Consider the following 21,003-nt stretch of genomic DNA (forward strand, 5'->3'; position numbering starts at 1 on the left):
GAAGTAAGAGGGTTAGTGCGTTTCATTCAAAGCATCTTGAATATTGTGCACCATGTGGATTAAACGTGGTCCAATTTCACCTTCAAGTTTTTCCGGATTTAAATGAAAACTTGGCGCACCACAGTTAAAGACATAAAGACCGTGTTTAGAGCTAACCAAAGGTACAGCTACTGAGTTTACTTCTTTATGCCACTCACCCAAAGACAAACAATATCCATAATCTTGATAATCACGGAAAGCTCGTTCTAATGAGCGTTTGATGGCTGGCCAGTTTTCTGGATTTTTTTGTTTCAATGCGTCGAGTAGAAAGTTGCGCTCACGTTCAGGAGTCGCAGCCAAGCATGCTCGTCCCATAGAACTGCTATGCAGTGGTAAAGTCGAACCAATTGGACGGCGCATATTTAAGGCTGTTTCAATTTGCACAACATCGATATACACCATATTTAAGCGATCACGCGTTGCCATCGCTACGGGCGCTTGAACATACTGACTCATCTCTTCCATATATTGATGAGCAATATTACGAATCGAGATGTTAGATAAAGCTGCATATCCTAAGGATAAGACACCAATATCTAATGTGTATTTGGTCGAGTTAGGTAATTGTTTTAAATAACCTAATGACACAAGGGTATTGGTAATACGTGCAATGGTCGGTTTAGGTAAACCTGTCATTTTTGCTAATTCTTGGTTACCAAGCACCTGATTATTTGCAGAAAAGCATCTTAAAAGTTCTAAGCCGCGTGCTAAAGAAGCAATAAACTGCGGGTTATTTTCCCGATGTATATGCGAAATAGGATCTAAACGTATCTCATCAAAATTTATTGGTTTTTCAGTTTCCGTGTTTTGAGACATTCGATCCTCAAATATAATTAAAGCAATAGTTTTGCCATTATATTTCGCTCTGCAAAATAAATCCATTCATCACTGCGCTGTTGTGATGAATGGATATTGGGTTCAATGGTTATGAAACGTTTTCAATCACCATCGCAAGACCTTGACCTACACCAATACATAGGCTCACCACGGCATATTTCTTCTTACGGCGAATTAACTCGCGGGCTACTGTTAACGCAAGACGAGCGCCTGAAGCACCAAGTGGATGACCAACTGCAATTGCACCACCATTTGGGTTCACACGTGGGTCATTAAAATCAACATTTAAGCCTTTTAAACAAGATAAAACCTGTGAAGCAAAGGCTTCATTAATTTCAATAATATCCATGTCGTCTAAAGTAAGGCCTGCACGCGCAACTGCTTTTTTAATGGCTTCGATTGGGCCTGCACCCATAATGCGTGGCTCAATACCGGCTGCCGCAGCGGACAAGATTTTTGCCATTGGTTTTAGGCCATATTTTTGTCCTGCTGCTTCTGAGCCAATCAAGAGTGCAGCTGCGCCATCATTAATACCTGAGGCATTACCCGCAGTAACTAAGCCACCTTCAAAAAGTGGTTTTAACTTTGTGAGTGCTTCAACAGTTGAGCTTGGGCGAGGGTGTTCATCTTCTGAAACGAGCTTAGGTGGCAATTTTTTGCCTTGGAAAACCTCAATTGGCGTAATTTCATCGGCAAAGAAACCTTCTTCTTTGGCTTTTTGATATTTGGCTTGTGATTGGGCTGCAAATAAGTCAGCTTGTTCACGGCTAATACCAAACTCGGCTGCAACGTTATCGCCCGTTTCAGGCATTGAATGACCGCCGTACTGCGCAATAATTTTTTTATTTGGAAAACGAGAGCCAATCGTGGTGTCATAAATTTTTGCATCACGGCTATAAGCACTTTCTGCTTTACCCATCACGAAGGGTGCACGTGACATACTTTCTACACCACCAGCAATATAGAGCTCGCCTTCACCACAAGTAATAGCACGTGCTGAGTCAATCACGGCACTTAAACCACTAGCACATAGGCGGTTTACCGTCTGGCCCGGTACAGTAACAGGCAAACCCGCAAGTAATAATGCATTTCGTGCCACATTACGACTATCTTCACCCGCTTGGTTGGTATCGCCTAAAATCACATCTTCAATATCCGCGCCTGGTACACCAGTTTTTTCAAGTAATTTTTGAATAACGGTTGCTGCTAAATCATCAGGGCGAATTGAGGCAAGTTCACCCGCATGACGGCCAAATGGACTACGTAAACCATCATAGATATATGCATTTAACATTGAGAAATTCCTTTTCAAGACTCGTGAGTAAAAGTAAGAGGTAAATGAAGTGCGACACGACGCTGTAACCACGGGCTAGGGCGGTAACGCGGGTCATGGGTAAGTGCTGTTATACGGTTCAGAATAAGTAAGACTTTTTCGCTAACGACTTGATCGCCCCATTCAATTGGTCCAAATGGATAGCCTAAGCCAAGACGTACAGCCGCATTAATATCATCTACTGTGGCAATATTTTGCTGGGCAATATCGCAGCCTAAATTAATGACCATGGCTAAAACACGCTGCGCAACAAAGCCAATACTTTCATTAATCATACTGACCATATTTCCATCTAAATTGAAAATAGAGTGAGCTGCTTGACGATATTCAGGTTTGGTAACAAGTGATGGCATTAAGGTGCGATGTTTTGCAATGCCATAAAGCATGTCTATCGCAACAGTGTGCTTTGGATTAACTCCTAGGCGAGTAGCTGCTTGAGTTGTATCTTCACCATAACAAGCAAGTAAACATAAGCTATCTGTTTGCGGTTCAGAATTGGTGTCTAGGGCAATATTTTGCTGAGTTAAATAATCTTCGAGTTGTTTTTTATCGTCCAAGAAATCGGCAGCGATCCAAACTTTTGGATATTGTGCTAAACGCTCTACCAATTTGGCTGGTTGTTCACCTGTTTTTGAACCGGTTTCATAGTTATAAAAACCTTGATTAACCTTACGTCCAAGTTGCTTGGCATCAAGCATTTGCTTGGTCAGCGGGCTTGGTTTGTAGCGGGCTTCTTCATAGTATTGGTGATAAATCGACTCCATAACTGGATGCGAGACATCAAGGCCAGTTAAATCCATTAATTCAAATGGCCCCATTCTAAAACCAACGCCGTCACGTAAAATTCGGTCAATTTCACTAATATCACAGACATTCTCGTTTAAAATTTTGAGCGCTTCAGTTCCATAAGCACGGCCCGCATGGTTAATAATAAATCCAGGGGTGTCCTTTGCTACAACAGGGCGATGACCAAATGCACGAGACAGATCGTTTAAAGCATCAATAATAAGTGGATCTGTTTTTAAACCACGAATGACTTCAACCACTTTCATGAGTGGAACTGGGTTAAAAAAGTGATAACCCACAACACGCTCAGGCTTCTTGCAATTTGCCGCAATGGCTGTAATAGAGAGAGAAGAAGTGTTTGAGGCTAAAATAGTAGTATCCGAAACAATGTCTTCAAGCTGTTGCATCAAGCTTTGTTTAATATCGAGACGTTCAACAATTGCTTCTACAATGAGGTCACAATTTTTTAAATCTTCAATTTGATGGGCAACAATTAAATGGTTATTTGCCGCTGTTGCTTGCTCAGGCGTAATCTTATTTTTTTCGACTAACTTTTGAAATGTAGCAGCTAGTTTTTCTTTGGCCTGTTCTGCGGCGCCTGCTTTGGCATCATATAAATAAGTGGTATGACCTGACTGCGCAGCAATTTGAGCAATACCACTGCCCATGACACCTACACCAATCACAGCCATGCTTTTAATATCATAAGTCATGTCGATCATCCTGATGATTAATCTATATTTGAAATTAAACGGAAAAATAAGGTTGGGTGATTTAGCTTAAGCATTGTTTATCACCATCAATAGGTAAGATTTGCCCTGAAATTGAGCGACCACTATCTGACGCTAAAAATAGGCATAAATCTGCAATATGCTTTGGATTGACAAAATATTTGAGCGACTGATTTTTCAGTGCATTTTGAGTCACTTCTTCAAGTGAGGTATGCGCTACATCGGCACGGGCTTGTAATACGCGCTGAACCCGATCACCATCGACTGCCCCCGGAAGAATAGCGTTAACTCGAATATTGTCTGCACCGAGTTCCATAGAAAGCGTTTTGGTAAAACCGATCAGTCCCCATTTTGAAGTGGAGTAGGCTAATCGGTATGGATAGCCTAAGCGGCCTGCAATAGACGACATATTAATAATCACGCCTGCCTGTGCTTGCTTTAAATAGGGAATGGCTAACTGGGTAATCAAAAAAGTGCTATTCAGGTTTAAATTAATCACCGTGTTCCAATCTTCAAAACTTAGCTCATCTGCTGCAACGGTCGGGCCTGAGATGCCTGTGTTATTGACTAAAATATCAATACCGCCAAGTTTATGAATGGCTTGACTAAACATGAGTTTAATTTGTTCATGGTCGGCTAAATCACAGGTATATATGTGTAGCTTTGGATAATTTTGTTGAAATTGTTCTAAGCTTTTAGCATTGATATCACAAACAAAAACTTCATCCTGATTGTTTAAAAATGCCTCGGCAATGCATCGTCCTATCCCTGAACCACCTGCACTAATCAATACTTTTCTGGCCATTTTCATTCCTTTGTTATTATGGTTTTAAATTATTTACCTTGATACGATGGCTTACGCTTTTCGATAAAAGCTTGAACGCCTTCATTTTTATCTTCGGTAGAAAACAGTAACTGGAATGCTTTTCGTTCTAGCGTTAAGCCTGCATTTAATGGAACATCTTCGCTCATCAGTGCAACTTCTTTAATTTGTTGCAGAGCAATAGGAGGCATTTTGGCTAGGCTTTGCGCCATTTGAATGGCTGTTGGAATGGTTTGGTCATCTTCTGTGACTTGTGAAACAAGACCAATGATATAAGCTTCTTCTGCTTTCACCATGGCACCCGTCATAATCATGCGCATAGCATGGAATTTACCGACAGCACGGAATAAACGTTGTGTACCACCAGCACCTGGCATTAACCCGACTTTAATTTCCGGTTGGCCAAAGGTTGCGCCTTTACCTGCAATAATAATGTCAGCGTGCATTGCAAGTTCGCAGCCACCACCCAATGCATAACCATTTACAGCAGCAATCACAGGCTTAGGGCATTGAGCAATCGCATTCCAATAACGTTCTGTATGACGCAATAACATTTCTGTTGAAGTTGCTGTTGCCATTTCTTTTAAATCTGCACCTGCGGCAAAGACTTCTTCACCACCTGTGAGCACAACCGCATTGATCTCATCGTTAAAACTTAATTCGGTAAAAGCTTGTGCTAGTTGTTTGCGAACCTCTGTATTCAGTGCATTTTTTGCTTCTGGGCGGTTAATTTTAACAACCGCTATTTTTTGAATAGAAAAGTCGACTTCTACGAAATTATTCCCTGTTGACACACTCATTTTTGAATTCCTTGTTTCGCATATCAAAACTATATTCCTTTTATGATGCTTATTTTGGAATTTATTTCAAGTCTTATTTCTTTTAAGAGCGTAGTTGTTATCTTTTAAAAGATCTAAGTTATTGATATTACGTAGTGGTCTAATTTTAAATTTCGTTAAACGAAATTAATTTTCAAAAAAGCTTGAAATTTGTATTTTTGTTCTCGTACTATGAAACACATCCGCAGTAAACAAGATTTAAAACATGGTATCCAGATTAGCTGGAGATGGCTGATGGGTACGATGGAAATACATAAAAAGGGAGATCACAGATGATCCGTGATGAAGGGATGTTGGAGCAGTTACTTTCAACAATTCGAGATTTTGTAAAAAATGAATTGATCCCTCGTGAAAACGAAGTGGTAGAGAAAGACAAAATTCCGGATGACATTGTGCAGCAAATGCGTGAGCTTGGTTTGTTCGGTCTTACAATTCCCGAAGAATATGGTGGCTTAGGCATCACTATGGAAGAGGAAGTCAGAGTTGCATTTGAACTTGGACAAACTTCACCGGCTTTTCGTTCTTTAATTGGCACCAATAACGGGATTGGCTCAAGTGCAATTTTGATTGATGGCACAGAAGAGCAAAAGCAGAAATATTTACCACGTTACGCAAGTGGCGAAATTATTGGTTCATTTTGTTTAACCGAGCCTGAATCTGGCTCTGACGCTGCCTCTTTAAAAACCAGTGCTGTAAAAGACGGCGATTTTTATGTATTAAACGGTACCAAACGTTTTATTACCAATGCACCCCATGCTGCAACTTTCACTGTAATGGCTCGGACGAATCCTGAAATTAAAGGGTCGGGTGGCATTTCAGCCTTTTTAGTCGAGGCCAATACACCGGGCATTACGTTAGGCAAAATTGACCAAAAAATGGGGCAAAAGGGTTCACATACCTGTGATGTGATTTTTGAAAATTGCCGTGTACCTGCTTCTGCATTGATTGGTGGGGTAGAAGGTGTCGGTTTTAAAACGGCCATGAAAGTGCTTGATAAAGGGCGTTTGCACATTGGTGCCTATAGCGTGGGTGTTGCCGAACGCATGTTAAACGACGCACTGCACTATGCGATTGAGCGTAAACAGTTTGGTCAACCTATTGCAAACTTCCAGCTTATTCAAGCCATGCTTGCCGACTCAAAAGCCGAGATTTATGCAGCTAAATGTATGGTCCTAGATGCAGCTCGCCGCCGTGACAATGGCGAAAACATTAGCACAGAAGCATCTTGCGCAAAAATGTTTGCGACTGAAATGTGCGGACGTGTTGCTGACCGCTGTGTACAGATTCATGGTGGTGCGGGCTATATCAGTGAATATGCGATTGAGCGTTTTTATCGAGATGTGCGTTTGTTCCGTTTATATGAAGGAACCACGCAAGTTCAACAACTTATTATTGCCAAAAACATGATTAGGGAAGCTACAGCCTAATAAAAAATCAAATGCCATGAGGCATGGGATGCCTCATGTTCCTTCTGAGGATATGGACATGACAACAAAGACTGTTACAGAGAATATGAGTAGCACTGAAGCTATTCAAACACCAAAAAAGATTTGGATTACAGCTTTTATATTCGCTTTTTTTACACTTTTATGTGACGGGGCCGACTTAGGTTTTTTGGCATTAAGCCTCACTAGTCTTAAAGCAGAGTTTCATTTAACTGGTGTGCAAGCCGGAACATTAGGAAGCTTGACACTATTTGGTTCGGCCGTGGGTGGTCTTATTGGTGGTTGGGCTTGCGACCGTTTTGGTCGGGTTCGCATTATTGTTTTCTTTATTGCTTTTTCTTCGATATTAACCTGCGCACTCGGCTTTACACATTCTTATATGCAATTTGCAGTTTTAAGAACAATAGGCGCCATGGGCTTAGGTGCATTATATATTGCCTGTAACATTCTTATGTCTGAAATGGTGCCAACCAAACACCGTTCTACCGTTTTAGCAACGCTGATGACAGGTTATACCCTAGGTTCTTTATTAGCGACATTACTAGCAGGTCATATTATTCCTGAACATGGCTGGCGTTTCCTATACTGGATTGCAATTACCCCTGTGGTTTTGTCAGTTTTGATGCACTTTTGTGTGCCTGAACCTGAGTCATGGAAAAAAGCCCGTCAACTAAAAGCGCTAGAAGTCGCTCAAAGTAACCAACCTAAAAAACGCCAAAATCCATATCTTGAGATTTTAAGAGATAAGAAACATGGCACCATGTTTGTTCTTTGGATTATTAGTACGGGTGCATTGCAGTTTGGTTATTACGGCGTAAGTAACTGGTTACCTGCTTATTTAGAGTCTGACCTTGGCATCAAGTTTAAAGAAATGGCGATGTATATGGTCGGTACATTCCTAATTATGATGTTTGCCAAAGTAATTGCAGGTATTGTTGCCGATAAATTAGGACGCCGCGCTGTATTTGCTTTCGGAACCATTGGTACAGCCTTATTTATTCCGGTCATTGTCTACTTAAATACACCAACCAACATTTTATGGATGATGCTGTTCTTCGGTTTCCTTTACGGTATGCCTTACGCAATTAATGCCACCTATATGACAGAAAGCTTCCCGACTTCTATTCGAGGCTCGGCAGTGGGCGGTGCTTATAACATTGGCAAAGTACTTTCAATTTTCTCTCCATTAACAATTGGTTATCTATCGCAAAACGGTTCTATTGGTTTAGGGCTCTTGGTGATGGCTGCAGCTTATTTTATCTGCGGTGTAATTCCATTGTTATTTATTAAAGACCGATTATTTAACCCGCAAAAGGCAGAGTGACAGATCAATCTGTCACCTTAAATTAAGGATGAAAAGGGACAAGTGAGATGATAAATAAAATCACCAGTGACATTGAACCGATTTTAAAAGCTATTCCTGATGGGGCAACCATCATGACAGGCGGGTTTGGTGTGACGGGGCAACCTGCTGAATTAATTGAAGCCTTAATCGATTTAGGAAAAAAAGAACTCACCATTGTAAATAACAATGCAGCTTCTGGTGATCGTGGTTTAACAAATCTGATTATTGCCGGTTGTGTTAAAAAAATGATTTGTTCATTTCCGAAATCTGCTGGATCAACCGTTTTTCAAGACTTATATAGAGCGGGAAAAATTGAGTTAGAACTAGTTCCACAAGGTAATTTGGCTTGTCGTATTCAGGCCGCAGGTGCTGGTCTCGGGGCTATTTTTACTCCGACTGGTTATGGCACTAAAGTTGCCGAGGGTAAAGAGACCCGAACCATTAACGGTAAAAACTATGTGCTTGAATACCCACTTGAAGCTGATTTTGCACTGATTTATGCCGATAAAGCCGACCGTTGGGGCAATTTAACCTACCGTAAAGCAGCCCGTAATTTTGGGCCAATTATGGCAAAAGCCGCCAAGACCACGATTGTTCAAGTGAATGACACCGTAGAGCTAGGAACGCTTGACCCTGAGTGCATTATTACACCGGGAATTTTTGTTCAGCACGTTGTAAAAGTAGGAGATATCTAATGTCAGTTCAAAAGCGTTCTCGTGAAGATATTGCCAAACTCATTGCCAATGACATTCCGGAAGGTTCTTATGTCAATTTAGGCATTGGCTTACCCACCAACGTTGCTAAATTTTTGCCAAAAGACAAAGAAATCTTTTTACATTCGGAAAATGGGGTTTTGGCTTTTGGTCCACCACCACAACCGGGTGAGGAAGATCAAGACTTAGTGAATGCCGGAAAAGAACTTGTTACTTTGTTAGACGGCGGATGCTTTATGCATCATGGCGACTCATTTGACATTATGCGTGGCGGTCATCTGGATATTTGTGTGATTGGTGCATTCCAAGTTGCGGTAAATGGAGACTTGGCAAATTGGCATACCGGTAAGGCAGATGATGTGCCGGCAGTCGGCGGTGCTATGGACTTGGCGGTCGGCGCAAAAACGATTTATGTCTATATGGAACATGTCACTAAAAAAGGTGAGTCCAAAATTGTAAAAGAGCTGAGCTATCCAATGACGGGTGAGCAGTGTGTAGATCGTATTTATACCGATTTATGCATTATTGAACTCAAAGACCAAAAAGCTTATGTCACAGAAATGGTGGAAGGCTTAACTTTTGATGAGCTACAGGCAGTCACAGACTGTGAACTAATCGATGCACGTGTAGCCTAAATACACACGGAAAAACGCTTCTTTAAGGATTAAAAGATGAAAAAATTAATATTAGCTGCAGCTTGCGCTGCGGCTTCAGGGACTATTTTTGCAAATTCTTCAGATACCACAGAACAAAGAATTAATTTGCTAGAAACCGAGCTGCAAAAATTAAAAGCAGAACTTGCTGCTCAGAAACAAACTCAAAATAATTTACAGGTCAAACAGGTAAAGATCGAAGAAAACATTGAAAAAACTAAAGCCACTGTAACAGAGAAGCCTGTTGCTCCTTCGTGGGTGACTTGGACAGATAATGTGAAGGTTTACGGTATTGCCCGTGTTGATGCAGCGGTCGATTTTAAATCATCGCCTGATTCGGGTGGTAGAACAACCAGCAGTCTGTACCGAACACCTTTTGAAAGTGAAAAACGTTCAAATCATGCACGTTCCGATGCCATGATTAATGCAAGCCGATTAGGTGTTTATTTTAATAGCCCAAATAAAGCAGTTACAGGAAATATTGAAGCCGATTTCTTTGATAGCTCTAACATGGGAACGGGAGATGGTAAATTCCGTATCCGCCATGCATTTTTTACCTATAAAGACTGGACCTTTGGTCAAACATGGTCACTCATGTCTAACATGGAAACCCGTACAGAAGCGGTCGATTACACCCAATTTGTGGGAACTTCCTATACGCGTACTCCTCAAATTCGTTATGACTGGAAAATTGATGCCAATAATGATTTAAAAGTAGCTTTGGAATATACAGGTTCGAGAGTCTCGGCATTTCCAACTTTAACGGGGCGCTACACCTTTAAACAAGGGCCTTTAACGGCACTTGCACAAGGCTTTATTAATGAAAAGTCTACAGATGTCGCAACTGCCACAGTGAAGAAAGTAAGCTGGGGTGCTGGAGGCGGCTTAAAATATCAACTCACGCCACAACAATCGGTACAAGCAAATTATCAATATATTGTCGGTGATCAAAAATTTATGCCGTATACCACCCAAAGTGGGTTGGCAAATTCAACAAGTTTAAATGCCGCGGGTGATTTCTCATTAAACGAAGACAAAACAGATTTGGTTATGAATAAGTTGAATAGCATCAATATTGGTTATTCATATAAATTTAATGAGCAATGGCGTGCAAACTTATCGGCTTCAATGTTTGATTATGATGACGACACGGCATATGCCAAACTCAACCCAGATGCTAATAAACGTTTAACGGACTACGCAGCTAACGTCTTTTATTCACCAATTGAGCAAATGGATATTGGTATGGAATATCATCAAGGCAAACGAGAAGTGTTTGATGGCAGAACCGCTGATGTATCACGTGTAAACTTTGTTTCGATGTATAAATTTTAAAATAGGGCGTAGTTAAAAATGGAAAAAATAGTTGAGCCCAATGCAGAAAATATACTGTCAAAAAGCTTTATTTTTATCATGGCAATGACATGTGGAATTTGTGCGGGTTCAAACTATTATAACCAGCCCTTAATCTATTCGATTGCTGAAGCATTAAAAGCTAATGCCGACCAAGTCGCTTTAACTATTGTGATTAGCCAACTGTCATATGCAGTTGGCCTTTTTATATTGGTTCCCTTAGGCGACTTTTTTGAAAAGCGTAGTTATATTTGTTTGCTCATGTGCTGTACAGGGCTTGCACAAGTAGGGTTATCCTTAAGTCAAACCTTGCCAGCTTTATATGGCTTTACTTTTTTAGCCACATTCTTTTCAATTGCGACTCAAGTTTTGGTTCCTTTTGCCGCAGGTTTAGCCAGCCCGAAAAAAAGCCCTCAAGTTGTAGGCACTCTCATGAGTGGTTTGTTCTTGGGAATATTATTGGCACGCTCTATTGCAGGCTTACTTTCTACAGTCTGGTCTTGGCATGCGGTTTATTTAATTAGCGGAATTGTCATTTTGGTGTTTGCTTGGGTAATGTGGGTAAAGTTACCAGTTGCGCATAAGTCTCACCAACTCAATATTCTACAGATCTATGGTTCACTATTTTCATTAGCCGTTCATCAGCCTCATTTACTACGCCGTGGTTTGGCAGGGGGAATTGGCTTTGGTATTTTGGCTCTTATTTTTACCACCATGACTTTTATTTTGGCGAATGAGCCTTATCACTTTAACGATTTCCAGATTGGTTTATTTGGAATAGTGGGCTTGGCCGGTGTATTTGCGACTCCTTGGGCAGGTAAGAAAATTGCAGCAGGTCTTGAAAATAAAATTGCAGTGATTTGCATGGGATTATTAATGAGTGCATGGATACCCCTATTTTTTGCGCAGCAGTCTCTGGTTGCCTACGCTGTTGGTGTGATTATGGCGTACTTCGGTTTGTCAGCATTTCATGTGCTTAACCAAAATTTGGTCTATCGAATTTCGGCCGAGGCACGTTCCCGTATTAATTCAATTTATATGACCTTATATTTTGGCGGAGCCGCCTTAGGTTCTTTTATTGCGGTGTATGCTTGGAAACATTGGGGATGGGAAGCATGTGCAGCCTTAGGGCTAGGGTTGGCAATATTAAGTTTCGTGATTGATCGCTTTGATTTTTATGAAATGAACAAGATAGCAAAGCAAGAAAAAGCTCCATAAACAGGAGCTTAGATATTTTATTATTTGCGAATAATCATTAAGGTTGCCGAAGCAAAAGCATACACTTTGCCGTTTTCATCTACGATTTTACCTTGGGTACTAATAATATTGCGGCCCGCATTAATCAACTCGGCCGTCGCATAATAAGACGTATCAACCTGCATGGGGCGGATCATTTTTACATTTAAATCAATGGTTCCATAGCCAACGCCATGTTCAAGTAATGTATGGGCCGCACTGCCTGTCGCCGTATCTAAAGCTGTGGCACAAAAGCCGCCGTGTACACCGCCTTGAATATTTCTATGTTCTTTGCGAGGAGTAACTTTATAAGTTGCTTTACCTTCGGAAACTTCAACGAGTTCCATCGGTATGGTGTGAGCCATAGGTGATGGAGAAACTTCACCATTTTTTAAAGCGGTTAAAAACTCAAGACCTGTGTATTTCGGGCTTTCCATAAATCGTCCTTGCATGATTAAGCAATCTAATCACCATACTATAAATTGATTTTTTACGGAATAAAATTTTGCAATACAAAATAAAAATTTATTCTAGTTAAACAAGACTAATTAATTTTTATCTTATATTTTTATTTAAAAACATATATTTATATTTTATCTCTATGGCTAAGTTAGAATAATTTTATTAAACTAGTGAAAATATATTTTGCTATAAGAAATTTTTTGATATTTTGGTGAGATTGAAACAATAAAAAGTCCATTTTAAGGAAAAACGATATCTGCCCATGACATAGGCAGTGAAGTGAAAGGAAAAAACTATGCCTTTATACAAAGCTCCATTACGTGATATGCAATTTGTACTGCATGAAATGCTTCAAACAGAACAAAACTATCAAGGTTTAAGAAAATATCAGGAAAGCGTAAATCGAGAATTAATTGATCAATATTTAGAGGCAGCAGCAGATTTTTGTGAAAATGAGTTGGCACCGATTAACCAAAATGGTGATCAGGAAAGCTGTCATTTAAATCAAGGCGTAGTCACAACGCCGAAAGGTTTTAAAGAAGCCTACCAAAAATATGCCGAGCTTGGGTTTACTTCATTAACCGCCGATCCGGAATATGGTGGGCAAGGCTTACCGACATTGCTGCGGATCGCGATTTCTGAAATGTTATGTGGTTCTAATTGGGCTTGGGCAATGTATCCGGGCTTGTCTCATGGGGCAATGAGAACGATTGAGCATCATGGCACTGAGCAACAAAAGCAAAAGTTTTTAACTAAGCTCATTAGTGGCGTCTGGACTGGAACGATGTGTTTAACCGAATCACATGCGGGTTCGGACCTTGGATTAATTAGAACAAAAGCAGAACCAAATTCGGACGGTAGTTACTCCATTACAGGCGAAAAGATTTTTATTTCAGCAGGAGAACATGATCTTTCTGAAAATATTATTCATATTGTTTTAGCCCGTTTACCTCAAGCACCTGCAGGGACCAAAGGTATTTCTTTATTTATTGTGCCTAAATTTAATGTGAGTGATGATGGTCAGGTGCTGGACCGTAATAAAGTCGTCTGTAGCGCGATTGAACATAAAATGGGGATTCATGGCAATGCCACCTGCGTACTTAATTTTGATGGTGCCAAAGGTTATTTGATTGGTCCGGAAAATCGCGGGCTCAATTGTATGTTTACCTTTATGAATACCGCACGTATTGGAACGGCAGTACAAGGGCTTGCTGCCTCTGAAATTTCATTTCAAGGCGCATTAAGTTATGCCAAAGAGCGCCTTGCTATGCGTTCGTTATCCGGTCCTAAATATCCTGCCAAAAATGCCGATCCAATTATTGTGCATCCCGCTGTACGTTCAATGTTAATGACACAAAAAGCTTTTTCCGAAGGTGGTCGTGCGCTGGCTTATTTTCTGGCTCAGCATGTCGATATTGTCGAAAGCTCAAACGATCAGGAACAGCAAAAACACTCCGACGAATTACTGGCTTTTTTAACGCCAATTGCTAAGGCCTTTTTAACAGAGTCGGGTAATGAGTCTGCAAAGCATGGCGTTCAAGTATTTGGCGGCCACGGCTTTATTGTTGAGCATGGTATGGAGCAAATTGTACGTGATGCACGTATCTCGACATTGTATGAGGGAACGACCGAAATCCAGTCTCTAGATCTGCTGGCACGTAAAGTCCTCAAGTCGGAAGGCAAACTTTTAAAGAACATGACTGATTTAATTGATCAGTTTATTAGCCAGCACCAATCCAATGAAGTGCTGAAACCTTATCTAGAAAAATTAGCTGAGCTTAAGCAGCAATGGCTGTCACTGACCAAATCGATTGCAGAGAAAGCCAGGCACAACCCTGAAGAAATAGGAGCCGCTTCAGTAGATTATCTTTATTTTTCCAGTTACGTCGTGTTCGCGTATTTGTGGGCTCGAATGGCACACGTTGCCCATGAAAAATTAGAATCGGGTACACAAGAGGAAGATTTTTATAAAGCAAAATTAACGACAGCTAAGTTTTTCTATCAAAAACTTTTACATCGTACACAGAGCCATGCCGCTTCTATTGAGTCTGGAGCTGAATCTGTGATGGAGCTCGATCAAGATGCTTTTGCATTTTAGTGAATGGTAAGTTCTAGAATCACTGGGTGAAATTGACATGCGAAATTTTACCTAGTGATTAAATTTGTAATTTTAGACTCATCAGTTTTTGGTAGGAAAAACCAGTTGAGTCAATGAAATAGAGGGTTAACATAAGCATTAAAACGTGAATTTTCATCAAATATTGAAGTTGTATAAGGACTAAGGAAAGAAAATCATGAATGCTTATTATCAATTACTGAATAGAACAATTGGTCCTCAAGGTGAAGTGATTGCTCATTATTGCTCAACTGTTCATGCACAAGGTGCTTGGAACCCTCATGAACAGCATATGGCGCCTGCAAGTGGTGTCATCGCAGTAGAGTTAGAACAGTTTTCACCGCGACAAGATATGCGAATTGGCCGAATTAGTTTTGATATTTTTGGTTTGATCGCTTTTGGTGAATTTACGATTAAGACCCATGTGATTCGTGCCGGTAAAACGATTGAATTGATTGAAGCAGAACTACAAGCACAAGGTAAAACTTGTATTGTGGCTAGAGCATGGCGCATGTGCACTCAAGACAGTTCCGAGATTGCGGGGCTTGAAGATCAACCAATTTATCATCCCGATACCTTTACTGAATGGTCGGGCATGAAAAGATGGCCGGGTGGTTTTATCCAGACATTAGTCACTAAAACTAATGATCAGCATCGCGCGGGCAAAGGCATTGTTTGGCTAAACAATGACAAAGAAATGGTTGAAGGGCAGCCGACCACAGATTTTGCGCATTTAATTGGCATGGTAGATGCGGCAAACGGCATTGTCCCAAGACAAGAAGGCGAATTTACTTGGGGCTTTCCAAATCTTGATTTACAAATCCACATGCACCGTTATCCGCAAGGGAAATGGCTAGGTTTGGAAACCGTTCAGCAATATGGTTCGGATGGCATTGGTTTAACCAGTGCAGTTTTACATGATGTATATGGTCCATTTGGACGAAGCGAGCAGATTTTGACTTTACGTAAAATGACTAAATAAATTTTTGAGCCAATAAAAAGTCATCCCTCAGGATGACTTTTTTATTTTGAGATTTAATTTTTAGTTACGGACTTTTAGCAGTGTTGGGGTAAGTTCATCCCAACGTTGTTTTGCAGCGTCCATTGCTTTCATTTTGACATGCCCATAACCGCGGACTTCCGCTGGTAGTTTTGCAATTTGTTCAGCAACTGCCAAGTTATGATTGTCTGGTGCTTCAACAAGTGCTTCAACAAATGCGATGTAACGGTCACGCCAAGCTTGTTCGTGTTGACGTTCTTCTTGACGTGCAAATGGGTCAAGGAAAGTTTCACGAAGCCATTGTAAGCGAGCAAGCATCATCATTGGGAAACGCATCCAGTAACCAAACGCACGTTTACGGACATTTTTCAGGCCACCAAGTAACGCTGGCGGAGCAAGATGATACGTTAAACGTAAGCCTTTACCGAATTGGGTTTCGATCGATTCTTTGAAGCTTTTACCTGTTAGTAGACGTGCAACTTCATATTCATCCTTATAAGCCATAACTCTATAAAGCTGAGTTGCAATCGTACCTGTTAACTCTTCTGGTAACTTTTTAGCTGCCAATTCTACAAGTGTGCGGTATTTAGCTGCATAAGCTTCATTCCAGTAGTCTGTTAGACGAGCAGAACGGTCTTCAACAAGTTCAGCCAAAGTTTGCGGAGTTTTAGTTTTTGGCATTGCTGCAAGTAAACGAGCAGCTAAAGTCGGGTCACTTGCAAGATGACAACCCACTCGGAAAGCTTCGATGTTCTTTTCAACAGCCGTACCATTTAGGCGAATTGCTTTTTCAATGCTTTCACGTAATAGCGGAATGCGACCAGATTGCCATGCCATACCGAGTAATAACTGGTTGGTATAAATTGAATCACCTAAGAGTAGTGTGGCAATGCGAGCCGCTGGTAGAGAAACCAGTTGACCTTGACGAACACGACCACGAAGACGATCAATTAAATCGGTAATAGGCGCATACCAGTCACGAGATTTAATAAACTCAGAAGTAGGAGTGCTGTCTTCATTCACAATCACTAAGGCATCTTCTTTTAAGCGAGAGAGGGCTGCACCACTACCAGCAACTACCGCATCTGCACCAATGAGTAATTCACATTGACCTGCTGGAATTTTGGTCGAAGAAATTTGCTCATCACTTGCTGCAAGTTGTACGTATGAATAAACCGTACCACCTTTTTGCGCAAGACCTGCCATATCCATAACACGTGTTGCTTTGCCTTCTAGGTGAGCTGCCATACCAAGAAGTGCACCAATAGTCACAACACCCGTACCACCAATACCACCAACCATAATACGACTTGGAACGTCATATAACTGAGAAATAATTGGGGATGTTGGCCATCCTGCGCTAATACCTTCAAATTTAGCAGGACGTTTCATATCACGTGTATGAACAGTCACAAAGCTTGGGCAGAACCCTTCAGCACAAGTGAAGTCCTTATTACAGCTACTTTGGTTAATTTGACGTTTAGTACCTAAAGCTGTTTCTACTGGCTCAATAGATAAACAGTTTGATTTTTTAGAACAGTCACCACAGCCTTCGCAAATATCAGTATTAATGAATAAACGTTCAGCTGGGTCAGGGTAAGCATCACGTTTACGACGACGGCGTTTTTCACTGGCACAGGTTTGTACATAAATTAAAGCAGTTACACCTGAAATTTCACGCAGCTCACGTTGAACTGCGTCAAGTTCATTACGGTGGCGAATTTCTACACCTGGTGCAATACCATCTTCTTCATTTAACAGTTTGATTTCATCAGTCACAATGACTTGTTTTTTAATACCTTCGGCATCGAGCTGACGAGTTAATTGTGCAACACTCAAATGACCATCTACATGCTGACCGCCTGTCATAGCGACTGCATCGTTGTAGAGGATTTTATAGGTGATATTGGTTTTTGCAGCGATAGATTGACGAATTGCCAAGTAACCTGAGTGGAAGTAAGTCCCATCACCAAGGTTAGCAAAAATGTGTTTTTCATTGGTAAAAGGCGATGCACCGACCCAGCTTACACCTTCACCACCCATTTGAGAGAATGTTTCCGTACCACGGTCAAGCGAAACGGCAATATAGTGGCAACCAATACCACCTAATGCACGGCTACCTTCAGGAACGACTGTTGATGAGTTATGTGGGCAACCACTACAGAAATAAGGTTTACGTTCTGCAAGATCAATAACACGTTTTGATTCTTGCTCTGCTTTTAACAGTAAGTCGATTCTGCTTTGAATTTGTACTTTTAAGCTTTCTGGAATATCTAGTTTTAAGAAGCGAGCAGCCAGCATTTTTGCAATCGGTTCAGGCTGGTACTCATAGTGACCAATGAGCGGTGCTTCTTCAATAGAGGTACTCCATTCACCTTTACCGTCAGTTGCTTTACCAATGACACGAGGACGTTGGTCATCAGGAAGTGAGTAAAGCTCATCTTTAATTTGTGTTTCAAGAATTGGACGTTTTTCTTCAATAACGATCAACTCTTCTAAACCTTTGGCAAATTCACGAATACCTTGTGGTTCTAAAGGCCAGATTAGACCAACTTGATAAACACGTAGCCCAAGCTGTTGGGCTGTTTCATCTTCAATTCCTAAAATACGTAGGGCTTCAACGGTATCTAAATAACCTTTACCACTTGCAGCAATACCAATACGGGCATTTTCACAAGGCCATGTTACGGTATTGATTTTATTCGCACGGGCATAGGCCAAAACAGCTGGTAAGCGATATTTATAAAGACGTTCTTCTTGTTGGATGCCATGATCTGGCCAACGAATATTGACGCCACCCTCTGGGAAATTAACATCTTCTGGTATAACAGGAGTGACACGGTCTAAGTCGACATGAACTGAAGCGGAAGTTTCTACAATTTCACTGACTAGCTTCATTGAAGTCCAAAGACCAGAAAAACGTGAAACTGCAATGGCGTGAACACCAAAGTCTAAAATTTGTTGAACGGATGTTGGGTAGAAAATTGGAATACCGCAACCAATCATGACATGTTCAGACTGGTGGGGAACTGTAGAAGATTTACATGAGTGGTCATCACCGAATAAAGCAACGACACCACCACGTTCAGAGGTACCAGCTAAGTTAGCATGGCGGAGTACATCGCCTGAACGGTCAACACCCGGGCCTTTACCATACCACCATGAAGACACTCCATCATATTTGCCTTGACCTGAAAGATTTGCTTGTTGTGTACCCCAGATTGCGGTAGCAGCCAAGTCTTCGTTTACACCAGGTTGAAATACGACATTATGGGATTTAAGTAATCCTTCAACTTGCCAAAGGAAATTATCATAGTTACCAATAGGGGAACCACGATAACCAGAAATAAAACCAGCAGTATGATAACCATTGATCGCGTCACGGCGAGTTTGGGCAAGAGGCAAGCGAACAAGTGCCTGAATGCCGGTCATAAATGCTGTACCGTTATCACTTACATATTTATCTTCAAGTGACACATCCTTTGTTGCAATAATATTTGGAGTGACTTTTGTAGCTATATTCATTTATATCTCCTTAGAATTTTTAGTAGCTCGGACTACTTTCTTTTTTCAACATCCAGTTGAATATTTGGAGCAAGTGACATACGAAATAAAAAAGATCGGTTCCTCTTCTTAAAAAAGAATTAGTGCCAATGTATGTACATTTAGTCATTGTGGTTGATCTAAACTGGTGCAACAATCCGTAATTTAGGAAAAGATATTTACGTTATGCGCAAAAATCTCGATGGTGGACTTTTGCATGCAATGCATGCATTCCTGAAAGTGATTGATAGCGGGAGTTTCACAGCAGCAGCTGAGCAGATGGATCTGACCACAGCACAGGTTTCACGTCTTATCAGCGAGCTAGAAACACGCTTAGGTACAAAATTAATACAACGCTCAACGCGCCAGCAGGCACTGACTGATATTGGTGCAACTTATGCAGAGCGTTGTCGGCAAGTTATTTCAATGGTGGATGAAGCAGAGGCAGAAGTCACCGGAACGGCATCAGAGGTGGTCCCACATGTTTGAACAACTAAAAGCTTATTTATAAGTGATACTCTGCTCTAGTTAAGCTACCTTATTTTGTTGTGGTAGCTGGTCATAGTAAAACTCATCTGGAGTCATTTTGTCCAGACTCGAATGAGGTCGTTTCAAATTATAAAATTCAAAATATGCGTTTAATTGCTTCTTCGCATCCAAAACATTGCTGTAGGCTTTGAGATACACCTCTTCATATTTAACGCTCCGCCATAATCGTTCAACCATCACATTATCAACCCATCGACCTTTACCATCCATGCTGATTTGGATGTCATTTGATTTCAATACATCAATAAATGCATCACTGGTAAACTGACTGCCTTGGTCTGTATTAAATATTTCAGGTCGACCATATTTTTCAATAGCTTCATTTAATGTTTCTATGCAAAATGTAACCTCCATACTAATCGATACTCTATGCGCAAGTACCTTGCGGCTATGCCAATCAATCACAGCACATAAATAAACAAAGCCTTTTGCCATAGGGATATACGTTATATCCGTAGACCACACTTGATTACTGCGCTGAATAGCCAATCCTTTGAGCAGATATGGATATTTGCGGTGAGCTTGATTAGCCTGGCTTAAATTTGGTTTGCAATATAACGCATTAATGCCCATTTTCTTCATTAAAGTACGTGTATGACGTCGTCCTATATGATGTCCTTGACGATTCAACAAATCACGCATCATACGGCTACCTGCAAAAGGGTATTGCATATGTAACTCATCCATACACCGCATCAGCTTCAGATCTGATGCACTCACAGGTTTTGGGCGATAGTAATAACAACCACGGGAGACTTTCAGCAGCTGAGCTTGCTTAGATACTGAAATCTGAAGTGAGTCATCGATTAACTTTTGTGGTTGAAGCGGCCCAGTTTCTTCAACACACCTTCTAAAAAATCAATTTCTAATGCCTGCTCACCGATTTTTGCATGTAGTTTTTTTAGATCGATGGGTGGTTCTGTTGGAGCTTTTGATTGATCGAAAGCTTGCGAGGAAGCTGAAATCAGTTGATTTTTCCAGTCGATAATTTGGTTTTGATGAACATCAAATTCAGCACTCAATTCAGCAAGTGTTTTTTCTGCTTTAATCGCAGCAAGTGCTACCTTAGCTTTAAAATCATTTGAATGATTTCTTCTTGGTCTACGTGCCATAAAATACTCCATATATTGATGTTTATAACATCATTTGGGGAGCAAAATATCACTTATAAGTGTTGTTCAAATTTCCTGATCCACCTCT

Annotated in this window: 16 protein-coding genes and 1 pseudogene; 9 read left to right on the forward strand and 8 right to left on the reverse strand. The window is 40.8% G+C overall.

The window, feature by feature from the left end; genetic code table 11:
• Window positions 1-12: 12 nt before the first annotated feature.
• From MKL36_RS13030 to MKL36_RS13050, 5 genes are all read right to left on the reverse strand, one after another.
• Window positions 13-855: an IclR family transcriptional regulator gene (locus MKL36_RS13030; protein WP_000081482.1), complete on the reverse strand. Its 843-nt coding sequence runs from the start codon at window positions 853-855 to the stop codon at window positions 13-15.
• 109 nt (window positions 856-964) lie between these two features.
• Window positions 965-2,170 carry a 3-oxoadipyl-CoA thiolase gene (locus tag MKL36_RS13035; protein WP_021510320.1) on the reverse strand — a complete coding sequence of 402 codons (1,206 nt, stop codon included), beginning with the start codon at window positions 2,168-2,170 and terminating at the stop codon, window positions 965-967.
• Between the two features lie 14 nt (window positions 2,171-2,184).
• Window positions 2,185-3,708 (reverse strand): 3-hydroxyacyl-CoA dehydrogenase, encoded by a 1,524-nt coding sequence (locus tag MKL36_RS13040; protein ID WP_021510321.1) that lies wholly within the window; start codon window positions 3,706-3,708, stop codon window positions 2,185-2,187.
• A 61-nt stretch (window positions 3,709-3,769) separates the two neighbouring features.
• Window positions 3,770-4,531 (reverse strand): SDR family oxidoreductase, encoded by a 762-nt coding sequence (locus tag MKL36_RS13045; RefSeq protein ID WP_021510322.1) that lies wholly within the window; start codon window positions 4,529-4,531, stop codon window positions 3,770-3,772.
• Between the two features lie 29 nt (window positions 4,532-4,560).
• Entirely contained in the window at window positions 4,561-5,349 is a 789-nt protein-coding gene (locus MKL36_RS13050; RefSeq protein WP_021510323.1) for an enoyl-CoA hydratase, read from the reverse strand.
• 311 nt (window positions 5,350-5,660) lie between these two features.
• On the opposite strand from MKL36_RS13050, the gene MKL36_RS13055 reads away from it, so the two are divergent.
• Genes MKL36_RS13055 through MKL36_RS13080 form a run of 6 tightly spaced genes read left to right on the forward strand, consistent with a single transcriptional unit; the run spans window position 5,661 to window position 12,115 of the window.
• Window positions 5,661-6,815 carry an acyl-CoA dehydrogenase family protein gene (locus tag MKL36_RS13055; protein WP_000617392.1) on the forward strand — a complete coding sequence of 385 codons (1,155 nt, stop codon included), beginning with the start codon at window positions 5,661-5,663 and terminating at the stop codon, window positions 6,813-6,815.
• Window positions 6,816-6,873: 58 nt separating this feature from the next.
• Window positions 6,874-8,157, forward strand: a complete 1,284-nt coding sequence (locus MKL36_RS13060) for an MFS transporter (RefSeq protein ID WP_002041103.1) — start codon at window positions 6,874-6,876, stop codon at window positions 8,155-8,157.
• A 47-nt stretch (window positions 8,158-8,204) separates the two neighbouring features.
• Window positions 8,205-8,873 (forward strand): 3-oxoacid CoA-transferase subunit A, encoded by a 669-nt coding sequence (locus MKL36_RS13065; protein WP_000608703.1) that lies wholly within the window; start codon window positions 8,205-8,207, stop codon window positions 8,871-8,873.
• The gene (locus MKL36_RS13070; protein WP_021510325.1) at window positions 8,873-9,526 is read left to right on the forward strand and encodes a 3-oxoacid CoA-transferase subunit B; all 654 of its coding nucleotides are present in this window, start codon (window positions 8,873-8,875) and stop codon (window positions 9,524-9,526) included. Before MKL36_RS13065 ends, MKL36_RS13070 begins: the two co-directional genes overlap by 1 nt.
• Before the next feature lie 36 nt (window positions 9,527-9,562).
• The gene (gene dcaP / locus MKL36_RS13075; protein WP_021510326.1) at window positions 9,563-10,879 is read left to right on the forward strand and encodes an outer membrane trimeric porin-like protein DcaP; all 1,317 of its coding nucleotides are present in this window, start codon (window positions 9,563-9,565) and stop codon (window positions 10,877-10,879) included.
• An 18-nt stretch (window positions 10,880-10,897) separates the two neighbouring features.
• On the forward strand, window positions 10,898-12,115 hold the full coding sequence (locus MKL36_RS13080; RefSeq protein ID WP_021510327.1) for an MFS transporter: 1,218 nt from the start codon (window positions 10,898-10,900) through the stop codon (window positions 12,113-12,115).
• 20 nt (window positions 12,116-12,135) lie between these two features.
• On the opposite strand, the gene MKL36_RS13085 is transcribed toward MKL36_RS13080, so the two are convergent.
• Window positions 12,136-12,585: a PaaI family thioesterase gene (locus tag MKL36_RS13085; protein ID WP_001984007.1), complete on the reverse strand. Its 450-nt coding sequence runs from the start codon at window positions 12,583-12,585 to the stop codon at window positions 12,136-12,138.
• A 305-nt stretch (window positions 12,586-12,890) separates the two neighbouring features.
• On the opposite strand from MKL36_RS13085, the gene MKL36_RS13090 reads away from it, so the two are divergent.
• Window positions 12,891-14,693: an acyl-CoA dehydrogenase C-terminal domain-containing protein gene (locus tag MKL36_RS13090; RefSeq protein ID WP_021510328.1), complete on the forward strand. Its 1,803-nt coding sequence runs from the start codon at window positions 12,891-12,893 to the stop codon at window positions 14,691-14,693.
• A 196-nt stretch (window positions 14,694-14,889) separates the two neighbouring features.
• Window positions 14,890-15,693 carry a thioesterase family protein gene (locus MKL36_RS13095; protein WP_021510329.1) on the forward strand — a complete coding sequence of 268 codons (804 nt, stop codon included), beginning with the start codon at window positions 14,890-14,892 and terminating at the stop codon, window positions 15,691-15,693.
• Window positions 15,694-15,753: 60 nt separating this feature from the next.
• Here the strand turns inward: MKL36_RS13095 and MKL36_RS13100 are convergent, their stop codons facing one another.
• Window positions 15,754-19,236 (reverse strand): indolepyruvate ferredoxin oxidoreductase family protein, encoded by a 3,483-nt coding sequence (locus tag MKL36_RS13100; protein ID WP_021510330.1) that lies wholly within the window; start codon window positions 19,234-19,236, stop codon window positions 15,754-15,756.
• Window positions 19,237-19,440: 204 nt separating this feature from the next.
• On the opposite strand from MKL36_RS13100, the pseudogene MKL36_RS13105 reads away from it, so the two are divergent.
• Window positions 19,441-19,725, forward strand: a pseudogene (locus MKL36_RS13105) (LysR family transcriptional regulator); the annotation flags it as partial.
• Between the two features lie 57 nt (window positions 19,726-19,782).
• On the opposite strand, the gene MKL36_RS13110 reads toward MKL36_RS13105, so the two are convergent.
• Window positions 19,783-20,927, reverse strand: a protein-coding gene (locus tag MKL36_RS13110) for an IS3 family transposase (RefSeq protein ID WP_085944219.1) whose coding sequence is annotated in 2 segments (ribosomal slippage) — window positions 19,783-20,663 and window positions 20,663-20,927 — 1,146 coding nt in all. Because the reading frame shifts where the segments join, the coding sequence is not laid out codon by codon here.
• Between the last annotated feature and the right edge of the window lie 76 nt (window positions 20,928-21,003).

The sequence above is a fragment of the Acinetobacter sp. AOR12_HL genome (assembly GCF_027855275.1).
In the GTDB taxonomy this organism is placed as follows: Bacteria; Pseudomonadota; Gammaproteobacteria; order Pseudomonadales; family Moraxellaceae; genus Acinetobacter; species Acinetobacter baumannii.